Raw genomic sequence first — 14,076 nt, forward strand, 5'->3', positions numbered from 1 at the left:
CACCCTTTTCAGGATGCCTGCCAGATGTTAACGGTAAGTTAATAATAAAATAATGAGGCAGGCGAGTTAGTAAATGGGAATGGGCTTTCGAGGCACATTCGTCATCAGCTGGTCGCAAACAGAAATTGACGGTCTTGATGCTGCACCCGTGCAAGCATTGAGCGTAGGTGCCGCGTGGGCATGGCGTGGGGACGCTGTGCGCGTTGACGGACCGTCAGATGTTTTGCGACTGGACGAGGCGGAAGGTGCAGAGAATTTGCGCAAGCGCGCAGCACGTATGGTTCACAGGTTGGTTGGAACGGCACTGGAGCGCGATTCAGGGTCGCGCACACGTGCCGAGGCTGATGTGGCATCGCCGCTGATGGACAACAGCTTTGTCGTCACGGATGGCGGCAAAAGCTATAGTGTTACGTTGATCGAAGTGGGTGGCGGCAGCCAGCCGCTACTGATGTTTCTGGACGAGATGCCGCCGCGCAATTGCGATTTGTGGATCGTGCATCACACGCTGGGAACCGTCCCCGCCGACGGGGCTGGGTTGCAACAAAGCGGCGTGATCTGCTTTACCCCCGGGACGCGTATCCAGACGGCAGACGGCACGGCCCTGATCGAAGACCTGCGCGAAGGCGACAGGGTTCAGACCAAAGACAACGGGCTACAGCCGCTGCGCTGGATCGGTCAACGCCGCATGACCGGCGCACGCCTGTTTGCCATGCCCAAGCTGCGCCCGATCCGCATCGGCAGTGGAGCGCTGGGCGTGGACCGCCCCGATCTTGATCTGCTTGTCTCGCCTGCGCACCGTATTTTGGTAAAGGGAGCGGCGGCGCAAAGCCTGTTCAATACCTCTGAAGTTCTGGTAGCGGCCAAGGACCTTATCAACGGGTCGAACATCACGGTGGATATGCAGGTGCGCGAAGTGACCTATATCCATGTGTTGCTGGAGCAGCATCAGGTGGTCTGGGCCAACGGGCTGGAGACAGAGAGTTTTCACCCCGCTTCTGCAGCGCTTACCACGTTGGACGCGCAGGACCGTCAGCGGTTGTTGGCGGAGTATCCGCAGCTTGAATATGATCCCCATACGTACGGCAGTTTTGCCCGTAGAACCCTGTCGCCTTCCGAGGCGGCAATCTTGCGGCACGCAGCCTGAATGAATGCATCCGCTGGCGGCGGGTGCAAAATTTTTGAAAATTTTGGGGCGGAATTTTTGAAAATTCCGGCTCCCCTAGCTGCTGTGGTTTTCGATCAGCGTTTTGATGATGCTTTTGGCGCTGTCGCTGGCCCAGTCGGCATCGCCGCGCAGGCGGGCAATTTCGCGGCCCTTGGGGTCAATCAACACCGTGATCGGCAGACCAAAGATGCCCATCTGGCTGGCCAGCGCTTGTTTCGGGTCTTGGTGCCGCGGCAGGTTGGTGATTCCTATGTCGTTAAAGAACTTTTGTATCCCGATAGGGGAGTTTCGGCCTGTTGCGATGGTGAGCACTTCGAACTTATCGCCACCAAGCTCGGACTGTAGCTCTGACAGATGGGGCATTTCTTTGCGGCAAGGCGCACACCATGTGGCCCAGAAGTTTACCAGAACATATTTGCCTTCATAGTCAGCCAGCGTGGCGCGGCCTTTATCATCGGCCAGTTCGAACGGCGCCGAGGAGGTGGCCTTGGGGCTGGGATGCAAGGCGAGCTTTTTCATATCGCCAGCGACCAGCGGCGCAATGATATCTGCGTCAGCGGCCAGTGCGGGGTTTGCACCCAGCGTGAGGGCCGTATAGACGAGGGCAAGCAAGAGTTTCTTCATGGGTCCCTCCGGGGAATAGGCAAATGACTGACAAGACTTCGAACAAAATGTGGGGCGGCCGTTTCGCCGCTGGTCCTGATGCGATCATGGAAGCAATTAATGCCTCGATCAGCTTTGACAAGCGGATGGCAGCCCAGGATATTGCCGGGTCTCGCGCCCATGCGGCAATGTTGGCTGCACAGGGCATCATTGACAGTAACGATGCGGAGACGATCCGTGAAGGGCTGCTCACGGTGTTGTCAGAAATTGAAGGCGGGACGTTTGAATATTCGACTGCCTTGGAAGACATCCATATGAATGTGGAGGCCCGCCTGAAAGAAGTGATTGGCGAGCCTGCGGGCCGTTTGCACACAGGCCGGTCGCGCAACGATCAGGTGGCGACGGATTTCAAGCTCTGGGTCCGCGATCAGTTTGACGCCGCCGAGGGCGCGCTCCTCGCTCTCATTCGAGCGCTCCTCGCTCAGGCCGAGGCCGGTGCGGATTGGGTCATGCCGGGCTTTACGCATTTGCAAACGGCGCAGCCTGTGACGTGGGGCCATCACATGATGGCTTATGTCGAGATGTTTGGCCGTGACCTGAGCCGGATGCGCGATGCGCGCGCACGGATGAACGAAAGCCCCTTGGGCGCTGCCGCCTTGGCGGGGACGTCCTTTCCGATTGACCGTGAGATGACCGCGCAGGCACTCGGCTTTGACCGCCCATCTGCCAACAGTCTTGATGCCGTGAGCGACCGTGACTTTGCGTTGGAGTTCCTTGGCGCCGCCAGCATTTGCGCCATGCACCTGAGCCGCTTTGCAGAAGAACTGGTGATCTGGTCCTCCGCACAGTTCCGCTTTGTGACCTTGTCAGATCGATTCTCGACGGGGTCCAGCATTATGCCGCAAAAGAAAAACCCCGATGCGGCAGAGCTGATCCGTGCCAAGATTGGCCGGATTTTTGGGGCCAATGTTGCGCTGATGATGGTGATGAAGGGCCTGCCGCTGGCCTATTCCAAAGACATGCAGGAAGACAAAGAGCAGGTGTTTGACGCCGCCGATAACCTGATGCTGGCCTTGGCCGCGATGGAGGGTATGGTGCGCGATATGACCGGCAATCGCCCGCAATTGGCCGCCGCTGCGGGCAGTGGTTTTTCCACTGCGACAGATCTGGCCGATTGGCTGGTGCGGGTGCTGGGGCTGCCGTTCCGCGATGCACACCACATCACCGGGGCACTGGTGGCGATGGCCGAGGCGCGGGACTGTGACCTGCCCGACCTCACGCTGGATCAGATGCAATCCGCCCATGCGGGGATCACTGATGATGTATTCTCCGTTCTTGGGGTGGAGAACTCTGTAAACTCGCGCATGTCATACGGCGGCACCGCGCCCGCGCAGGTGCGTGCGCAGGTGGCCCGCTGGAGGGAGATCGTGACATGAAAAAGCTGAGTATAATTGGTCTTGTTGCGCTGGTCACGGCCTGCGGTGTGGATGGCGAACCCGCGCAGCCCACGGGCGGCGTGAACGTATCGCTGACGCCGAATGGCGTAGGTTTGGGCGCTAATGTGGGCCTGAAGGGCGTTCCCGTCAAAGTGCGGCTAGGCCTGTGAGATGTGCGGCGATCCTGTGCGCGCTGGCTTTGGCGGCTTGCGGGCCGCCAGATCGATCAGCCGTGCAGGAGATCAGCCCGCGCCAGCAGCCTTCGGTTACCACGCCGGGTTTGACGGTGTCGGGCTCTGCTGAATTTGGCGTAAGACGAGGGCTGTGATGTCATTGTTGAGGTTTGTATTTCTGGCGTTGGCAGTCTGGGGTGCGGTGCATCCCATGTATTATTTCGTCCAGTGGTTTCAGGAAAATGGCTGGGACATTATGGCGATGGTGGATGCGTGGCATGTGAATGCGGCCGCCAGCGGGCTGGTGTGGGATCTGACAATCGCGGCCGTGACATTGCCTGTGTGGATCGTTGCCGAGGTTTCCGTGCGCCGCAACTGGTGGGCGCTGATCGCGATCCCTGCGACGTTTTGCATCGGGGTAAGCTGTGGCTTGCCGCTTTATCTATTTCTGAGGTCGGCACCTGTACGCTGAGTGCGGGATTGAGTTTAAGGGCAAAATAAAGAATGGATCATTTCCTGTATCGTGACGGCGCGCTTTTTGCGGAAGATGTGCCCGTGGCGGAGATTTCGGCTGCTGTTGGTACGCCGTTTTATGTGTATTCCACCGCGACGCTGCTGCGGCATTTTCGTGCTTTTGACGAAGCGCTGGAAGGGACCGAGCATTTGGTTTGCTATGCGATGAAGGCGAACTCCAATCAGGCTGTTTTGCGCACGCTGGCGCAGGCGGGCGCGGGAATGGATGTTGTATCGCAGGGGGAATACCTGCGGGCGCGTGCGGCGGGTGTTCCGGGTGAGCGGATTGTTTTCTCGGGCGTTGGCAAGACGGCTGAGGAAATCCGCGTGGCGTTGGAGGGCGGTATCCGCCAGTTCAATGTCGAGAGCGAGCCCGAGATGGAGGTGCTAAACGCTGTTGCAGTCTCGCTTGGGAAGGTGGCGCCAATCACGGTGCGGGTGAATCCTGATGTAGACGCAAAGACCCATGCGAAGATTGCCACGGGCAAATCCGAAAATAAATTCGGTATTCCGATTGCCCGCGCGCGCGAAGTTTATGCCATGGCGGCGGCTATGCCCGGGTTGAACGTGATCGGGATCGATGTGCACATCGGCTCTCAGCTCACCGATCTGGCACCGTTCGAGCAGGCCTATCTGAAAGTTGCCGAATTGACTGAGCTGTTGCGTGCCGATGGCCATGAGATCAAGCGGCTCGATCTGGGCGGGGGGCTTGGCATTCCGTATGAGACCCGCAACGAGGCACCGCCTTTGCCCAGCGATTATGGCGCGATGGTCAAGCGGACGCTGGGGCATCTGGGGTGTGAGATCGAGATTGAGCCGGGACGGTTGATTGCCGGCAATGCGGGCCTGATGGTGAGCAAGGTAATTTATGTCAAATCGGGCGAGGGGCGCGATTTCCTGATCCTTGACGGGGCGATGAATGATCTGATCCGCCCTGCCATGTATGAGGCGCACCACGACATTATTCCGGTGAAAGAGGCCGTGCCCGGCACGGAAAAGCAGCCCTATGACATTGTCGGGCCTGTGTGCGAATCCGGTGATACCTTTGCAAAGCAGCGCGAGATGGTGCCGATGGCGGCGGACGATCTGGTCGCATTTCGCAGTGCGGGCGCTTATGGCGCTGTGATGGCAAGCGAGTATAACTCGCGGCCCTTGATCCCAGAGGTTCTGGTGCATGGCGATCAATTTGCAGTTATCCGTTCCCGCCCTACCTTTGACGAAATGATAAATCGCGATACCATCCCTGAATGGCTGGAGCCGCATACCGCGACCTAAGATCAGCCGCTATCACAGAGGCCCGCATGGTTCAGTTTACGTCCGAAGACACCAAACGCACGTTGGATGCCTTGCGCAGACCCCTTTGGCTGACGCGTCTGGGCATGCAGGCGGAAACGCTGGTGCGCTGTCTTTGGCCGATGATGACGGTTGTGTTGCTGGCGCTGGCCGCTGCAATGATGGGCCTGCATGAGGTTGCCCGCATCGAGGTGATCTGGGCTGCGATCGGCCTGACCGCTGCGGCGCTGTTATGGAGCGTTGCCTACGCCTTGCGCCGATGGTCGTGGCCCAGCCAAACCGCCGCGATGGCGCGGCTGGACGCGAGCATCGAGGGGCGTCCGCTGACGGCGTTGCTGGACGAACAGGTGATTGGCGACGGGGATGATGCCTCGGCTGCGGTTTGGGCGGCGCACAAGCGGCGGATGGCGGCGCGGGCGCAGGCGGCGCAGGCCGTTCCCGGCGATTTGCGGGTTGCATCGCGTGATCCTTATGCGCTGCGGTTTTTGGCTGTATTGCTGTTCGGTGTAGCACTTGTGTTCGGCTCGGTTTTGCGGGTCGGATCGGTGGCGCAGATGGCCAGCGGCGGAGACGGTGCTTTGGTCTCTGGCCCTGTTTGGGAAGGGTGGGCCGAGCCGCCGCGCTATACTGGCAAACCCACACTCTATTTGAACGATCTTCCTGCAGGGGCGCTGGAACTGCCTGTCGGGACGCTGATCACCATGCGGTTGTATGGAGAGGTCGGGGCGCTGTCCGTGACGCAAACCGTATCGGGGTCTGTGGCTCCTGCGGACCCTGATGCACCGCCACAGATGGCGTTTGATTTCAAAGTAAACCAGAACGGCAGCATTGCCGTGGACGGTGCGGATGCGCGGACATGGGACATCACCATCCGCGCCGATGCCGCCCCCGAAATTATGATCTTGGGTGAGCCCGAGGTCGCAGCACTTGGCGAAATGCGCCTGCCGTTTGCGGCAAAGGATGACTACGGTGTTGAGGCGGGCGAAGCGCGGATCATGCTTGATTTGGCCTCGGTCGACAGGCGCTATGGTCTAGAGGCCGAACCTGATGCACGCCCCGAAATCACCGTGCCGCTGCCCATGCCCATCGCAGGCGACCGCACAGGGTTTGAGGAAAACCTGATTGACGATTTCTCCCAACATCCGTGGGCGAACCTGCCTGTGACCGTTGCGATGACCGCGCTCGACGCGTCCGAGCAGCAGGCCAGCACCGCGCCCATGTCGATGACCCTGCCGGGGCGGCGCTTTTTCGACCCGATGGCCGCCGCTGTCATCGAGATGCGGCGCGATATTTTGTGGAGCACGACAAACACCCGCCGCAGTGCGCAAGTGTTGCGCGCCGTGAGCTATCTGCCGAAAGACGTGTTCCGCAAGGAGACAACGGCCCTGCGCTTGCGCAAGATGATCGGCCAGATGGAAATCTATGCCCGTTTCGGTTTGGCCGAAGAGAACAGGGATCAGCTTGCTCAAGACCTGTGGGATTTGGCGATTGAACTGGAAGAGGGCGATCTGGACGATGCTCGCGAACGGATGCGCCGCGCCCAAGAGCGGCTGAACGAGGCGATGAAGAACGGCGCCTCGGACGAGGAAATCGCCGAGTTGATGCAGGAACTGCGCCGTGCCACCGAAGACTATATGCGCCAGCTTCAGCGAAAGCAGGCCGAGCGGCAGGATGGCGAGCAGGAACAAGGCCAGCAGCAGCAGGGCGAGACAATGCAGATGACGCAGGATGATCTGCAACGCATGATGGACCGCATTCAAGAGCTGATGGAGCAGGGCCGCATGGCGGAGGCGGAGCAGGCGCTGAAAGAACTGCAAGAGATGATGGAGAACATGCAAGTCACCCAAGGCCAGCAGGGCGAAGGGGGGCAATCACCGGGTGAGCAGGCGATGGACGATCTGGCAGAGACGCTGCGCGACCAACAGGGCCTGAGCGATCAGGCGTTCCGTGATCTGCAGGAACAGTTCAACCCGAACGCTCAAGCGGGCGAGAACCAAGGCAACGAGGGCCGCAACGGCAACCAAGGGCAAGGCGAAAGCCACGAGGGCCAGAAAGGACAGGGTGAGCAAGACCCCCGGAACGGTGAGCAAGGCGGCGGTGGTGAGCAACGTGACGGAACCCGTCAGGGCGCAGGCGAAGGCCAGCAACAAAGCCTTGCAGAGCGCCAGCAGCAGCTGCGCGATGAGTTGAACCGTCAGGAAGGCAACATGCCCGGCCAAGGCACGCCCGAGGGCGATGCAGCACGCGAGGCACTGGAACGCGCAGGCCGTGCGATGGACGAGGCCGAGCAGAACCTGCGGGACGGTGAGCTGGCCGAGGCGATTGAAAACCAGTCGCAGGCGATGGAGGCCTTGCGCGACAGCATGCGCTCGCTTGGTGAGGCAATGGCGCAGGAAGAGCGCAACCAGCAGCAAGGCCAAGGTCAGCAACCAAGTGATCCCCGTGCCGGGAACCGCGACCCACTGGGGCGTGAAAACGGTACAAATAGTACAGAAGGCGGCGACGATTCGAGGAGGGTATTGAACGGCGGTAGTGTCGGCCGCTCGCGTGAACTGTTCGATGAAATCCGCCGCCGCTCGGGCGACCAATCCCGCTCCGAGGTCGAGCGAGATTACCTCAACCGTCTGCTAGAGCGGTTCTGAGCGGTATCAGTTAGAGCGGTTGCTTTCCTCGGCGGCGGTATCAAGGGACCGCAAGATGCCTTGCACCTTGCCGTCCAGCCACGCGCGGCCATTGTCGACCATCATGACATAGCTTTGCAGCGGCGCTTCCAAGGCGGGCACAGCCTCTGCCAGACGCGGGGCAAAGATATATAGCACGGCAAGCACGATAAAAATCAAAAGCACGGTCAGGAAACCGGTGCGGAAGCCGCGGCGCTTGCGCTGATGTGTGGGCGCTTCGATTTCGGGTTCCAGTTCGGCCCCGCCGTTGCGCCCGCTTCCCGAGCGCAGGGTAGAGTTGATTTCGTCAATATCGGGCAACAGATCGCGGCGCGATCCCAATGCGGCCGCAGCGGCGGCCTCTTCTGCACCTGTTGAGGCTTTGAGCTGCGCATCTTCGTTTCCGCGCAGACGGGCCATGCGTTCGCGGGCTTCACGGGCGCGGCGGTCTGCCTCGGCCTCTGGCATTGAGTCTTCGAGGTCCATGCCCAGATCAGGTTGGCTTTCCAACCCGCCTTGCGGCGCAGACCTGCGGGCGGCTTGTTCGGCCTCTGCCTCCTGGCGCAAAATATCGGCCACGGCGGGGTCCAGCTGCTTGCGCTCTGGCTCTTTCGCGGGGGGCGGGGGAGGCGGCGGTGGGGGGGCGACTTCCTCGTCAGGGGCGGGGATGTCTTCGGCGGCCTCTTCTGCGGTGGGTTCAAAGTCGGGGTGGTTCTGAAACCACGTCTGTCCACAGTTCGAGCACTGCACATCGCGGCCCGCCTTTGGCATGACGTCATCAGGCACTTCATATTGTGCATCACAATTCGGACAAATCAGTCTCATTCCACGCCCCGAAACAAAGGTTGCAAACCTGTTTACCACTCACCTCGCCACCATAAGTGTTAAGTATGCGCACGAAAAGTGCAATCTGGCCTGTTTGGGCGATGCGCACGGATTGAAACTCAAACGATGCTCAGGCACAACAGAGGCAACGCAAAGGGGCGGAATGTGATTGAGCTTGAAAATGTTGCCTATAGCTATGGCGGGGGGGAGTTGTTGTCGGACATCTCGCTCAAGCTTGCGCCGGGATCTTTTCATTTTCTCACGGGGCCGTCGGGGTCCGGCAAAACCACGTTGATGAAGCTGTGTTACGGGGCGTTGTTACCAACGGCGGGGCATGTGCGGTTTTTTGATACCGATGTGCGGGCGCTGACGCGCGATGATGTGGCGTTGCTGCGCCGCCGTGTGGGGGTTGTGCATCAGGACTGTGCCTTTCTTGACCACTTGCCCGTCGCCGAGAATATCGCGCTGCCGTTGCATGTATCGGGCCGCAGCGCCGAGGCGCAGGGCGAGGATCTCGAAGATCTGCTGCATTGGGTCGGGTTGACGGAACGCGCAGGCGCCCGCCCGCCCGAACTGTCAGGCGGGGAGCGGCAGCGTGCTGCCCTTGCGCGGGCGGTTATTATGTCGCCCGATGTGGTGTTGGCGGATGAACCTACTGGCAATGTGGATTGGGAAATGTCGCAACGCCTGCTGCGCCTGTTGATCGAGCTGAACCGCATGGGCAAAACCGTGTTGGTCGCCACCCACGACCTAAGCCTTATTCGCGCAACCAAAGCGCATGTGCAGGCGCGGGTTCTGCGCATTGCCAACCGCCGCATCCAATTGGCGGGGGCGGATTTGTGAAGCGGGTCCTGGCCTTTTTGCGCCGTGCGCTGCAAGCGGACGGGCAGGCGGACCGCGTGGTCCCGCCGTCAGGATTTACCGCGCAGCTGACGTTGTTTGCCGCAGGTGCGATGGCGTTTCTGGCCGTTTTTGCACTGGCCTTGTCGTTGGCTGCTGGCCGATTGGCCGAACGTTGGGGGGCAGAACTGGCGCAATCCGCCACCATTCGCATCGCGGCCCCAGCGGACCAACAACAGGCCCAAACCGCCGCTGCACTGCGCATTCTTGAGACGACACGCGGTGTCGCCACGGCCCGTGCGCTGACGGATGACGAGCAAGAGGCGCTGTTGGCGCCGTGGTTCGGCGCGGCGCTAGATCTGGATACGCTGCCTGTGCCGCGCTTGATCGAGGTGATCGAAACATCCGAAGGTATGGACGCGGCGGGTCTGCGCCTGCGCCTCGCGGCGGAGGTGCCTGCGGCTGTTTTGGACGATCACAGCCGTTGGCGCGCGCCATTGGTCAAGGCAGCATCGCGGCTGAAATTGCTGGGATGGTCGGCAATTGTGCTGATTGCAGCGGTCATGGCTGCGATGGTGACGCTGGCTGCGAATGCGGCGCTTGCGGCTAACGCTCAGGTCATCGGCGTGCTGCGGCTGGTGGGCGCGACAGATGACTATATCGCGCAGGCTTTCATTCGGCGGTTCACTGTACGGGCGCTGATTGGCGCTGGCGTGGGCATGTTTATCGGCATGATTGGCGTGTTGTTCATGCCAAGCGGGGGCGACGAAACGGCAAGCTTTCTGACTGGTTTGGGGTTTCAGGGGGTGCATTGGTTGCTGCCTTTGCTCATCCCGCCATTGGCGGCGGCAGTGGCCTTTGGCGCTACACGGATGGCAGCGAAACGTACTTTGGAAGGGCTGACATGAACCTGCTACAATGGATCAGATCGATCCTGTTCATTATTCAAGCAACGGTAATGTTGCCCGTGATCGGGCTTATCTACGCGCCATGGGCAATTGTGTCGAAACGCGGCGCTTATGCGGGGTGTCGTGCCTATGCCCGCTGGGCGATCTGGACGGCGGGCTGGATGATCAACCTGCGGTGCGAAGTGCGGGGCACGCCGCCCGATATGGCGGCTATGGTCGCGGCCAAACATCAGTCGTTCCTTGATATTCTGATGATCTACAATGCGCTGCCCGCGGCCAAGTTTATTATGAAAAACCAACTGCGGTGGGCGCCCTTCCTTGGGCAATACGCCACCAAGATGCAGATGGTATTTGTTGACCGTGGTAAACGCGGCGCTGCGATTACCAAGATGCTTGCCGATGTCGAGGCAGGCTCACGCGATCCCGGTCAATTGGTGATTTACCCGCAGGGAACGCGTTCACCCCCCGGGACGGTGATGCCGTATAAGGTGGGGGCAGCGGTTCTGTATGAACAGCTCGACCAGCCGTGTTATCCTGTTGCAACCAATGCGGGCGTCTTCTGGCCACGCCGCGGGCTCTATCGCCGTCCAGGTGTTGCGGTGGTTGATTTCCTCGAACCGATCGCCCCTGGTTTGCCGCGTAATGAATTCGTGGCGCAGCTTGAAAACGTGATTGAGACGCGGTCGACGGAGCTTTTGCATGAAACGGGCGTCGCGCATCTGTATGAACAGGATTGAGACGCTGCCCGCGCTTGAGGCGCTTTATGGCACACCTGGTGCGGCGTCGATGCGCAAGGTCGCGGATCACCTGACACCGCTGTATCGCAAATGGATCATGCAATCCAAGCTGTGCATCCTGAGCACGGTGGGCAGTGGCGGCACCGATGGCAGCCCGCGGGGCGACGATGGTCCTGTGGTGTTGGAGCTGAATGCCAGAACGCTGGCCTTGCCCGATTGGCGCGGCAATCAACGGCTGGATACCTTGCGCAATATTGTTGAGGACGGGCGGGTGTCGTGCCTGTTCATCGTTGCGGGATCGAACAATGTGGTACGTGTGAATGGTGTCGGTTGGCTGACCGACGATGCAGACCTGCGCGCGCGGTTCACACAGAAGGGGCGGCAGCCCGCGACCGTGATTGTAATCGAGATCGCCGAGGTTTACACCCAATGCGCCCGCGCTTTGATGCGTGCGCAGATCTGGGGCGGGCAGGACCGCAACACCGATTTGCCAACGGTTGGCGAAATACTTGCCGAAGTTTCGGAGGGTGAAGAGGGCGGCGCCACGTATGACGCCGCTTGGGGGAAACGGGCGGCTGACACCATGTGGTGACAAATCCTCATGGAGGATTTGGGCATAGACTTTGGGACAAAGTCTGGCCGCCGCCCGCTACCAAACGCTACATATGAATGGCGCCGTCACCGCAGGCCAATGCCGCTTCGCGCACCGCTTCTGAATAGGTCGGGTGGGCGTGGCAGGTCATGGCGAGGTCTTGGGCTGATGCGCCGAATTCCATCGCAACACATACTTCATGGATCAGGTCGCCCGCTGCTGGGCCAATGATGTGACAGCCCAGAATGCGGTCGGTCTGCTTGTCGGCCAGCAGCTTCACAAACCCGTCGCCAGAAAAATTGGCCTTGGCCCGTGCATTGCCCATAAAGCTGAACTTGCCGACCTTATAGTCACGGCCCGCCGCTTTCAGGGTCTCTTCCGTCTCGCCGACATTTGCGACTTCGGGATGGGTGTAGATCACACCTGGAATGACCGAGTAGTTCACGTGCCCGTGCTGGCCCGCAATTGCTTCGGCCGCGGCCATGCCTTCGTCTTCGGCTTTATGCGCCAGCATCGGCCCTTCGATCACATCACCCAGCGCATAGATGCCTTTTACAGACGTCTGCCACTGGTCGTTCACGGCAATCTGGCCACGGTCTGTCATTTCAACACCCAAAGCCTCGAGGCCCAGACCGTCCACAAACGGGCGGCGACCCGTCGCCAACAGCACCGCGTCCGCGTCCAGCGTATGTTCGCTGTCGTCGCTGCGCAGTTTATAGGTCACTTTGGCCTTTGACTTGGTGCTTTCCGTCTTTTGAACCGCGGCACCCATGATGAATTCCAACCCCTGTTTGGTCAGCATCTTCTGAAACTGGCGGCTGACTTCGGCGTCCATGCCGGGGGTGATGTGGTCAAGGTACTCAACAACAGTCACCTCAGAGCCCAAGCGCGCATAGACGGACCCCAGCTCCAGCCCGATCACGCCCGCACCGATCACGACCAGCTTTTTGGGCACTTTGCCCAGCGTTAGTGCCCCAGTCGAGGACACCACGACTTTCTCGTCAACCTCAACGCCCTTCAGCGGCGCAGGCTCGGAGCCTGTGGCGATGATGATGTTCTTGGCGGTGTGGGTGTCGTCGCCCACGGTGACTTTGCCCGCCTCCGGGATGGTGGCCCAGCCTTTGATCCAGTCGACTTTGTTCTTTTTGAACAGGAACTCGATGCCTTTGGTATTGGTATCAACGGTGGACTGTTTGTACTTTTGCATCTGTGCCCAGTCGACCGAGGGGCTTTTGCCCTTCAGGCCCATCTCGGCAAAGTTATGCTCGGCCTCGTGTAGCATGTGCGAGGCGTGCAGCAGGGCCTTGGACGGGATGCAGCCCACGTTCAGGCATGTACCGCCCAGCGTCTCGCGCCCTTCGACACAAGCTGTCTTAAGGCCCAGTTGCGCGCAGCGAATTGCCGCGACATAGCCGCCAGGGCCGGAACCGATGATGATGACGTCATAGTCAGACATGAATGTCTCCTTGGGTAAGAGTGCAGGCGGCGCTTAGAACAGGGCCGCAGCGAGGATGAGGAATGTTGCAATAAAGCCCACGACCCAGATGATGGATCGCCAAGGGCGCCACCCCAGCGCATAGGCCGGAATATAAACGATGCGAGAGAACAGATAAACGGTCGCGCAGACCGCCGTGAAGGGCGTGTTTTGCCCGGACAGCTGTGTCACGATCACCGCGACGGCAAACAGGATCAGCCCTTCGAAGTGGTTCGTGAACGCACGGCCAAGGCGGGCGGTCTTGTCCGTCATGCTGCGCGACGGCTCGCGGTCACGGGCGGACATGGTATAGCCTGTGCCCAGCTCAATGTTGGCGGGCAGGGCGTACATTACGAATTGTACGTATTGCAGCAGCGCGGCAAGGGTCAGGGCGGTCAGCTCGACGGTCATAACGGGCGGGCCTTATGCGGTCTGGATGAAAAAGTGGCTGGCATGGGTCACGGTTGACGCGTCATCCGAGCTGAGCGCGTTCGAGCGGGTGATCCACGCTTCGGCGCGGGCGCGATCGTTCACGGCCAACAGGGCAAAGGCGTGTGTGCTGCTGTCGGCATCGCGCCAGATTTGCAGCACGCCAAGGCCCGCGTCACGGCGCGCTTCGTCATCGCCGTTAAACGCGGTTTGCCATGTGTCGAAATCGGTGACCTCAAAGTGACAGATCATCTGGATGTCCATGGTTAGCTCTCCTTAGGGTTTCAGGCTGCGTTCGGTAACTTTGGTGTCACATGAGGGACAATATACATGGCTTGCGCCATCGGTCTTTTCGATGATCCAACCCCCACTCTTGTGCACTTTGACATATCCTCGTCCAGCGCGGGGTTGGTTGTCTAGGGGGATGC

15 protein-coding genes are annotated in these 14,076 nt (G+C 60.2%); 10 read left to right on the forward strand and 5 right to left on the reverse strand.

Features of this window, described 5'->3' with window-relative positions:
* Window positions 1–73: 73 nt before the first annotated feature.
* Window positions 74–1,144 (forward strand): Hint domain-containing protein, encoded by a 1,071-nt coding sequence (locus ABMC88_RS04570; protein ID WP_349575662.1) that lies wholly within the window; start codon window positions 74–76, stop codon window positions 1,142–1,144.
* A gap of 75 nt (window positions 1,145–1,219) precedes the next feature.
* On the opposite strand, the gene ABMC88_RS04575 is transcribed toward ABMC88_RS04570, so the two are convergent.
* The gene (locus tag ABMC88_RS04575) at window positions 1,220–1,789 is read right to left on the reverse strand and encodes a TlpA family protein disulfide reductase (RefSeq protein ID WP_349575663.1); all 570 of its coding nucleotides are present in this window, start codon (window positions 1,787–1,789) and stop codon (window positions 1,220–1,222) included.
* A 23-nt stretch (window positions 1,790–1,812) separates the two neighbouring features.
* Between ABMC88_RS04575 and argH the strand changes: the two genes are divergently transcribed.
* From argH to ABMC88_RS04600, 5 genes are all read left to right on the forward strand, one after another.
* The gene (gene argH / locus ABMC88_RS04580) at window positions 1,813–3,204 is read left to right on the forward strand and encodes an argininosuccinate lyase (RefSeq protein ID WP_349575664.1); all 1,392 of its coding nucleotides are present in this window, start codon (window positions 1,813–1,815) and stop codon (window positions 3,202–3,204) included.
* Complete coding sequence (locus ABMC88_RS04585) at window positions 3,201–3,374, forward strand: hypothetical protein (RefSeq protein ID WP_349575665.1); 174 nt, start codon at window positions 3,201–3,203, stop codon at window positions 3,372–3,374. Before argH ends, ABMC88_RS04585 begins: the two co-directional genes overlap by 4 nt.
* Before the next feature lie 157 nt (window positions 3,375–3,531).
* A complete protein-coding gene (locus tag ABMC88_RS04590; RefSeq protein ID WP_349575667.1) occupies window positions 3,532–3,849 on the forward strand; it encodes a DUF2834 domain-containing protein in 318 nt (105 codons plus the stop codon).
* A gap of 32 nt (window positions 3,850–3,881) precedes the next feature.
* Window positions 3,882–5,165, forward strand: coding sequence for a diaminopimelate decarboxylase (gene lysA, locus ABMC88_RS04595; RefSeq protein ID WP_349575668.1), 1,284 nt, complete (start codon window positions 3,882–3,884; stop codon window positions 5,163–5,165).
* Window positions 5,166–5,191: 26 nt separating this feature from the next.
* Window positions 5,192–7,825, forward strand: coding sequence for a TIGR02302 family protein (locus tag ABMC88_RS04600; protein WP_349575669.1), 2,634 nt, complete (start codon window positions 5,192–5,194; stop codon window positions 7,823–7,825).
* A gap of 6 nt (window positions 7,826–7,831) precedes the next feature.
* Here the strand turns inward: ABMC88_RS04600 and ABMC88_RS04605 are convergent, their stop codons facing one another.
* Complete coding sequence (locus tag ABMC88_RS04605; protein WP_349575670.1) at window positions 7,832–8,668, reverse strand: zinc-ribbon domain-containing protein; 837 nt, start codon at window positions 8,666–8,668, stop codon at window positions 7,832–7,834.
* Window positions 8,669–8,833: 165 nt separating this feature from the next.
* On the opposite strand from ABMC88_RS04605, the gene ABMC88_RS04610 reads away from it, so the two are divergent.
* The 4 genes from ABMC88_RS04610 to ABMC88_RS04625 are packed head-to-tail and all read left to right on the forward strand — an operon-like array spanning window position 8,834 to window position 11,745.
* A complete protein-coding gene (locus tag ABMC88_RS04610; protein WP_349575671.1) occupies window positions 8,834–9,511 on the forward strand; it encodes a cell division ATP-binding protein FtsE in 678 nt (225 codons plus the stop codon).
* A complete protein-coding gene (locus ABMC88_RS04615) occupies window positions 9,508–10,416 on the forward strand; it encodes a cell division protein FtsX (protein WP_349575673.1) in 909 nt (302 codons plus the stop codon). The genes ABMC88_RS04610 and ABMC88_RS04615 overlap by 4 nt, the downstream gene beginning before the upstream one ends.
* Window positions 10,413–11,153, forward strand: coding sequence for a lysophospholipid acyltransferase family protein (locus tag ABMC88_RS04620; RefSeq protein ID WP_349575674.1), 741 nt, complete (start codon window positions 10,413–10,415; stop codon window positions 11,151–11,153). The genes ABMC88_RS04615 and ABMC88_RS04620 overlap by 4 nt, the downstream gene beginning before the upstream one ends.
* A complete protein-coding gene (locus ABMC88_RS04625; RefSeq protein WP_439655572.1) occupies window positions 11,116–11,745 on the forward strand; it encodes a pyridoxamine 5'-phosphate oxidase family protein in 630 nt (209 codons plus the stop codon). The genes ABMC88_RS04620 and ABMC88_RS04625 overlap by 38 nt, the downstream gene beginning before the upstream one ends.
* Before the next feature lie 67 nt (window positions 11,746–11,812).
* Here the strand turns inward: ABMC88_RS04625 and lpdA are convergent, their stop codons facing one another.
* The 3 genes from lpdA to ABMC88_RS04640 are packed head-to-tail and all read right to left on the reverse strand — an operon-like array spanning window position 11,813 to window position 13,912.
* Window positions 11,813–13,201 carry a dihydrolipoyl dehydrogenase gene (lpdA, locus tag ABMC88_RS04630; protein WP_349575675.1) on the reverse strand — a complete coding sequence of 463 codons (1,389 nt, stop codon included), beginning with the start codon at window positions 13,199–13,201 and terminating at the stop codon, window positions 11,813–11,815.
* A gap of 33 nt (window positions 13,202–13,234) precedes the next feature.
* Window positions 13,235–13,630 carry an MAPEG family protein gene (locus ABMC88_RS04635; RefSeq protein WP_349575676.1) on the reverse strand — a complete coding sequence of 132 codons (396 nt, stop codon included), beginning with the start codon at window positions 13,628–13,630 and terminating at the stop codon, window positions 13,235–13,237.
* A 12-nt stretch (window positions 13,631–13,642) separates the two neighbouring features.
* Window positions 13,643–13,912 carry a hypothetical protein gene (locus ABMC88_RS04640; protein WP_349575677.1) on the reverse strand — a complete coding sequence of 90 codons (270 nt, stop codon included), beginning with the start codon at window positions 13,910–13,912 and terminating at the stop codon, window positions 13,643–13,645.
* Window positions 13,913–14,076: the final 164 nt, after the last annotated feature.

The sequence above is a fragment of the Sulfitobacter aquimarinus genome (assembly GCF_040149565.1).
Taxonomy (GTDB): domain Bacteria; phylum Pseudomonadota; class Alphaproteobacteria; order Rhodobacterales; family Rhodobacteraceae; genus Sulfitobacter; species Sulfitobacter aquimarinus.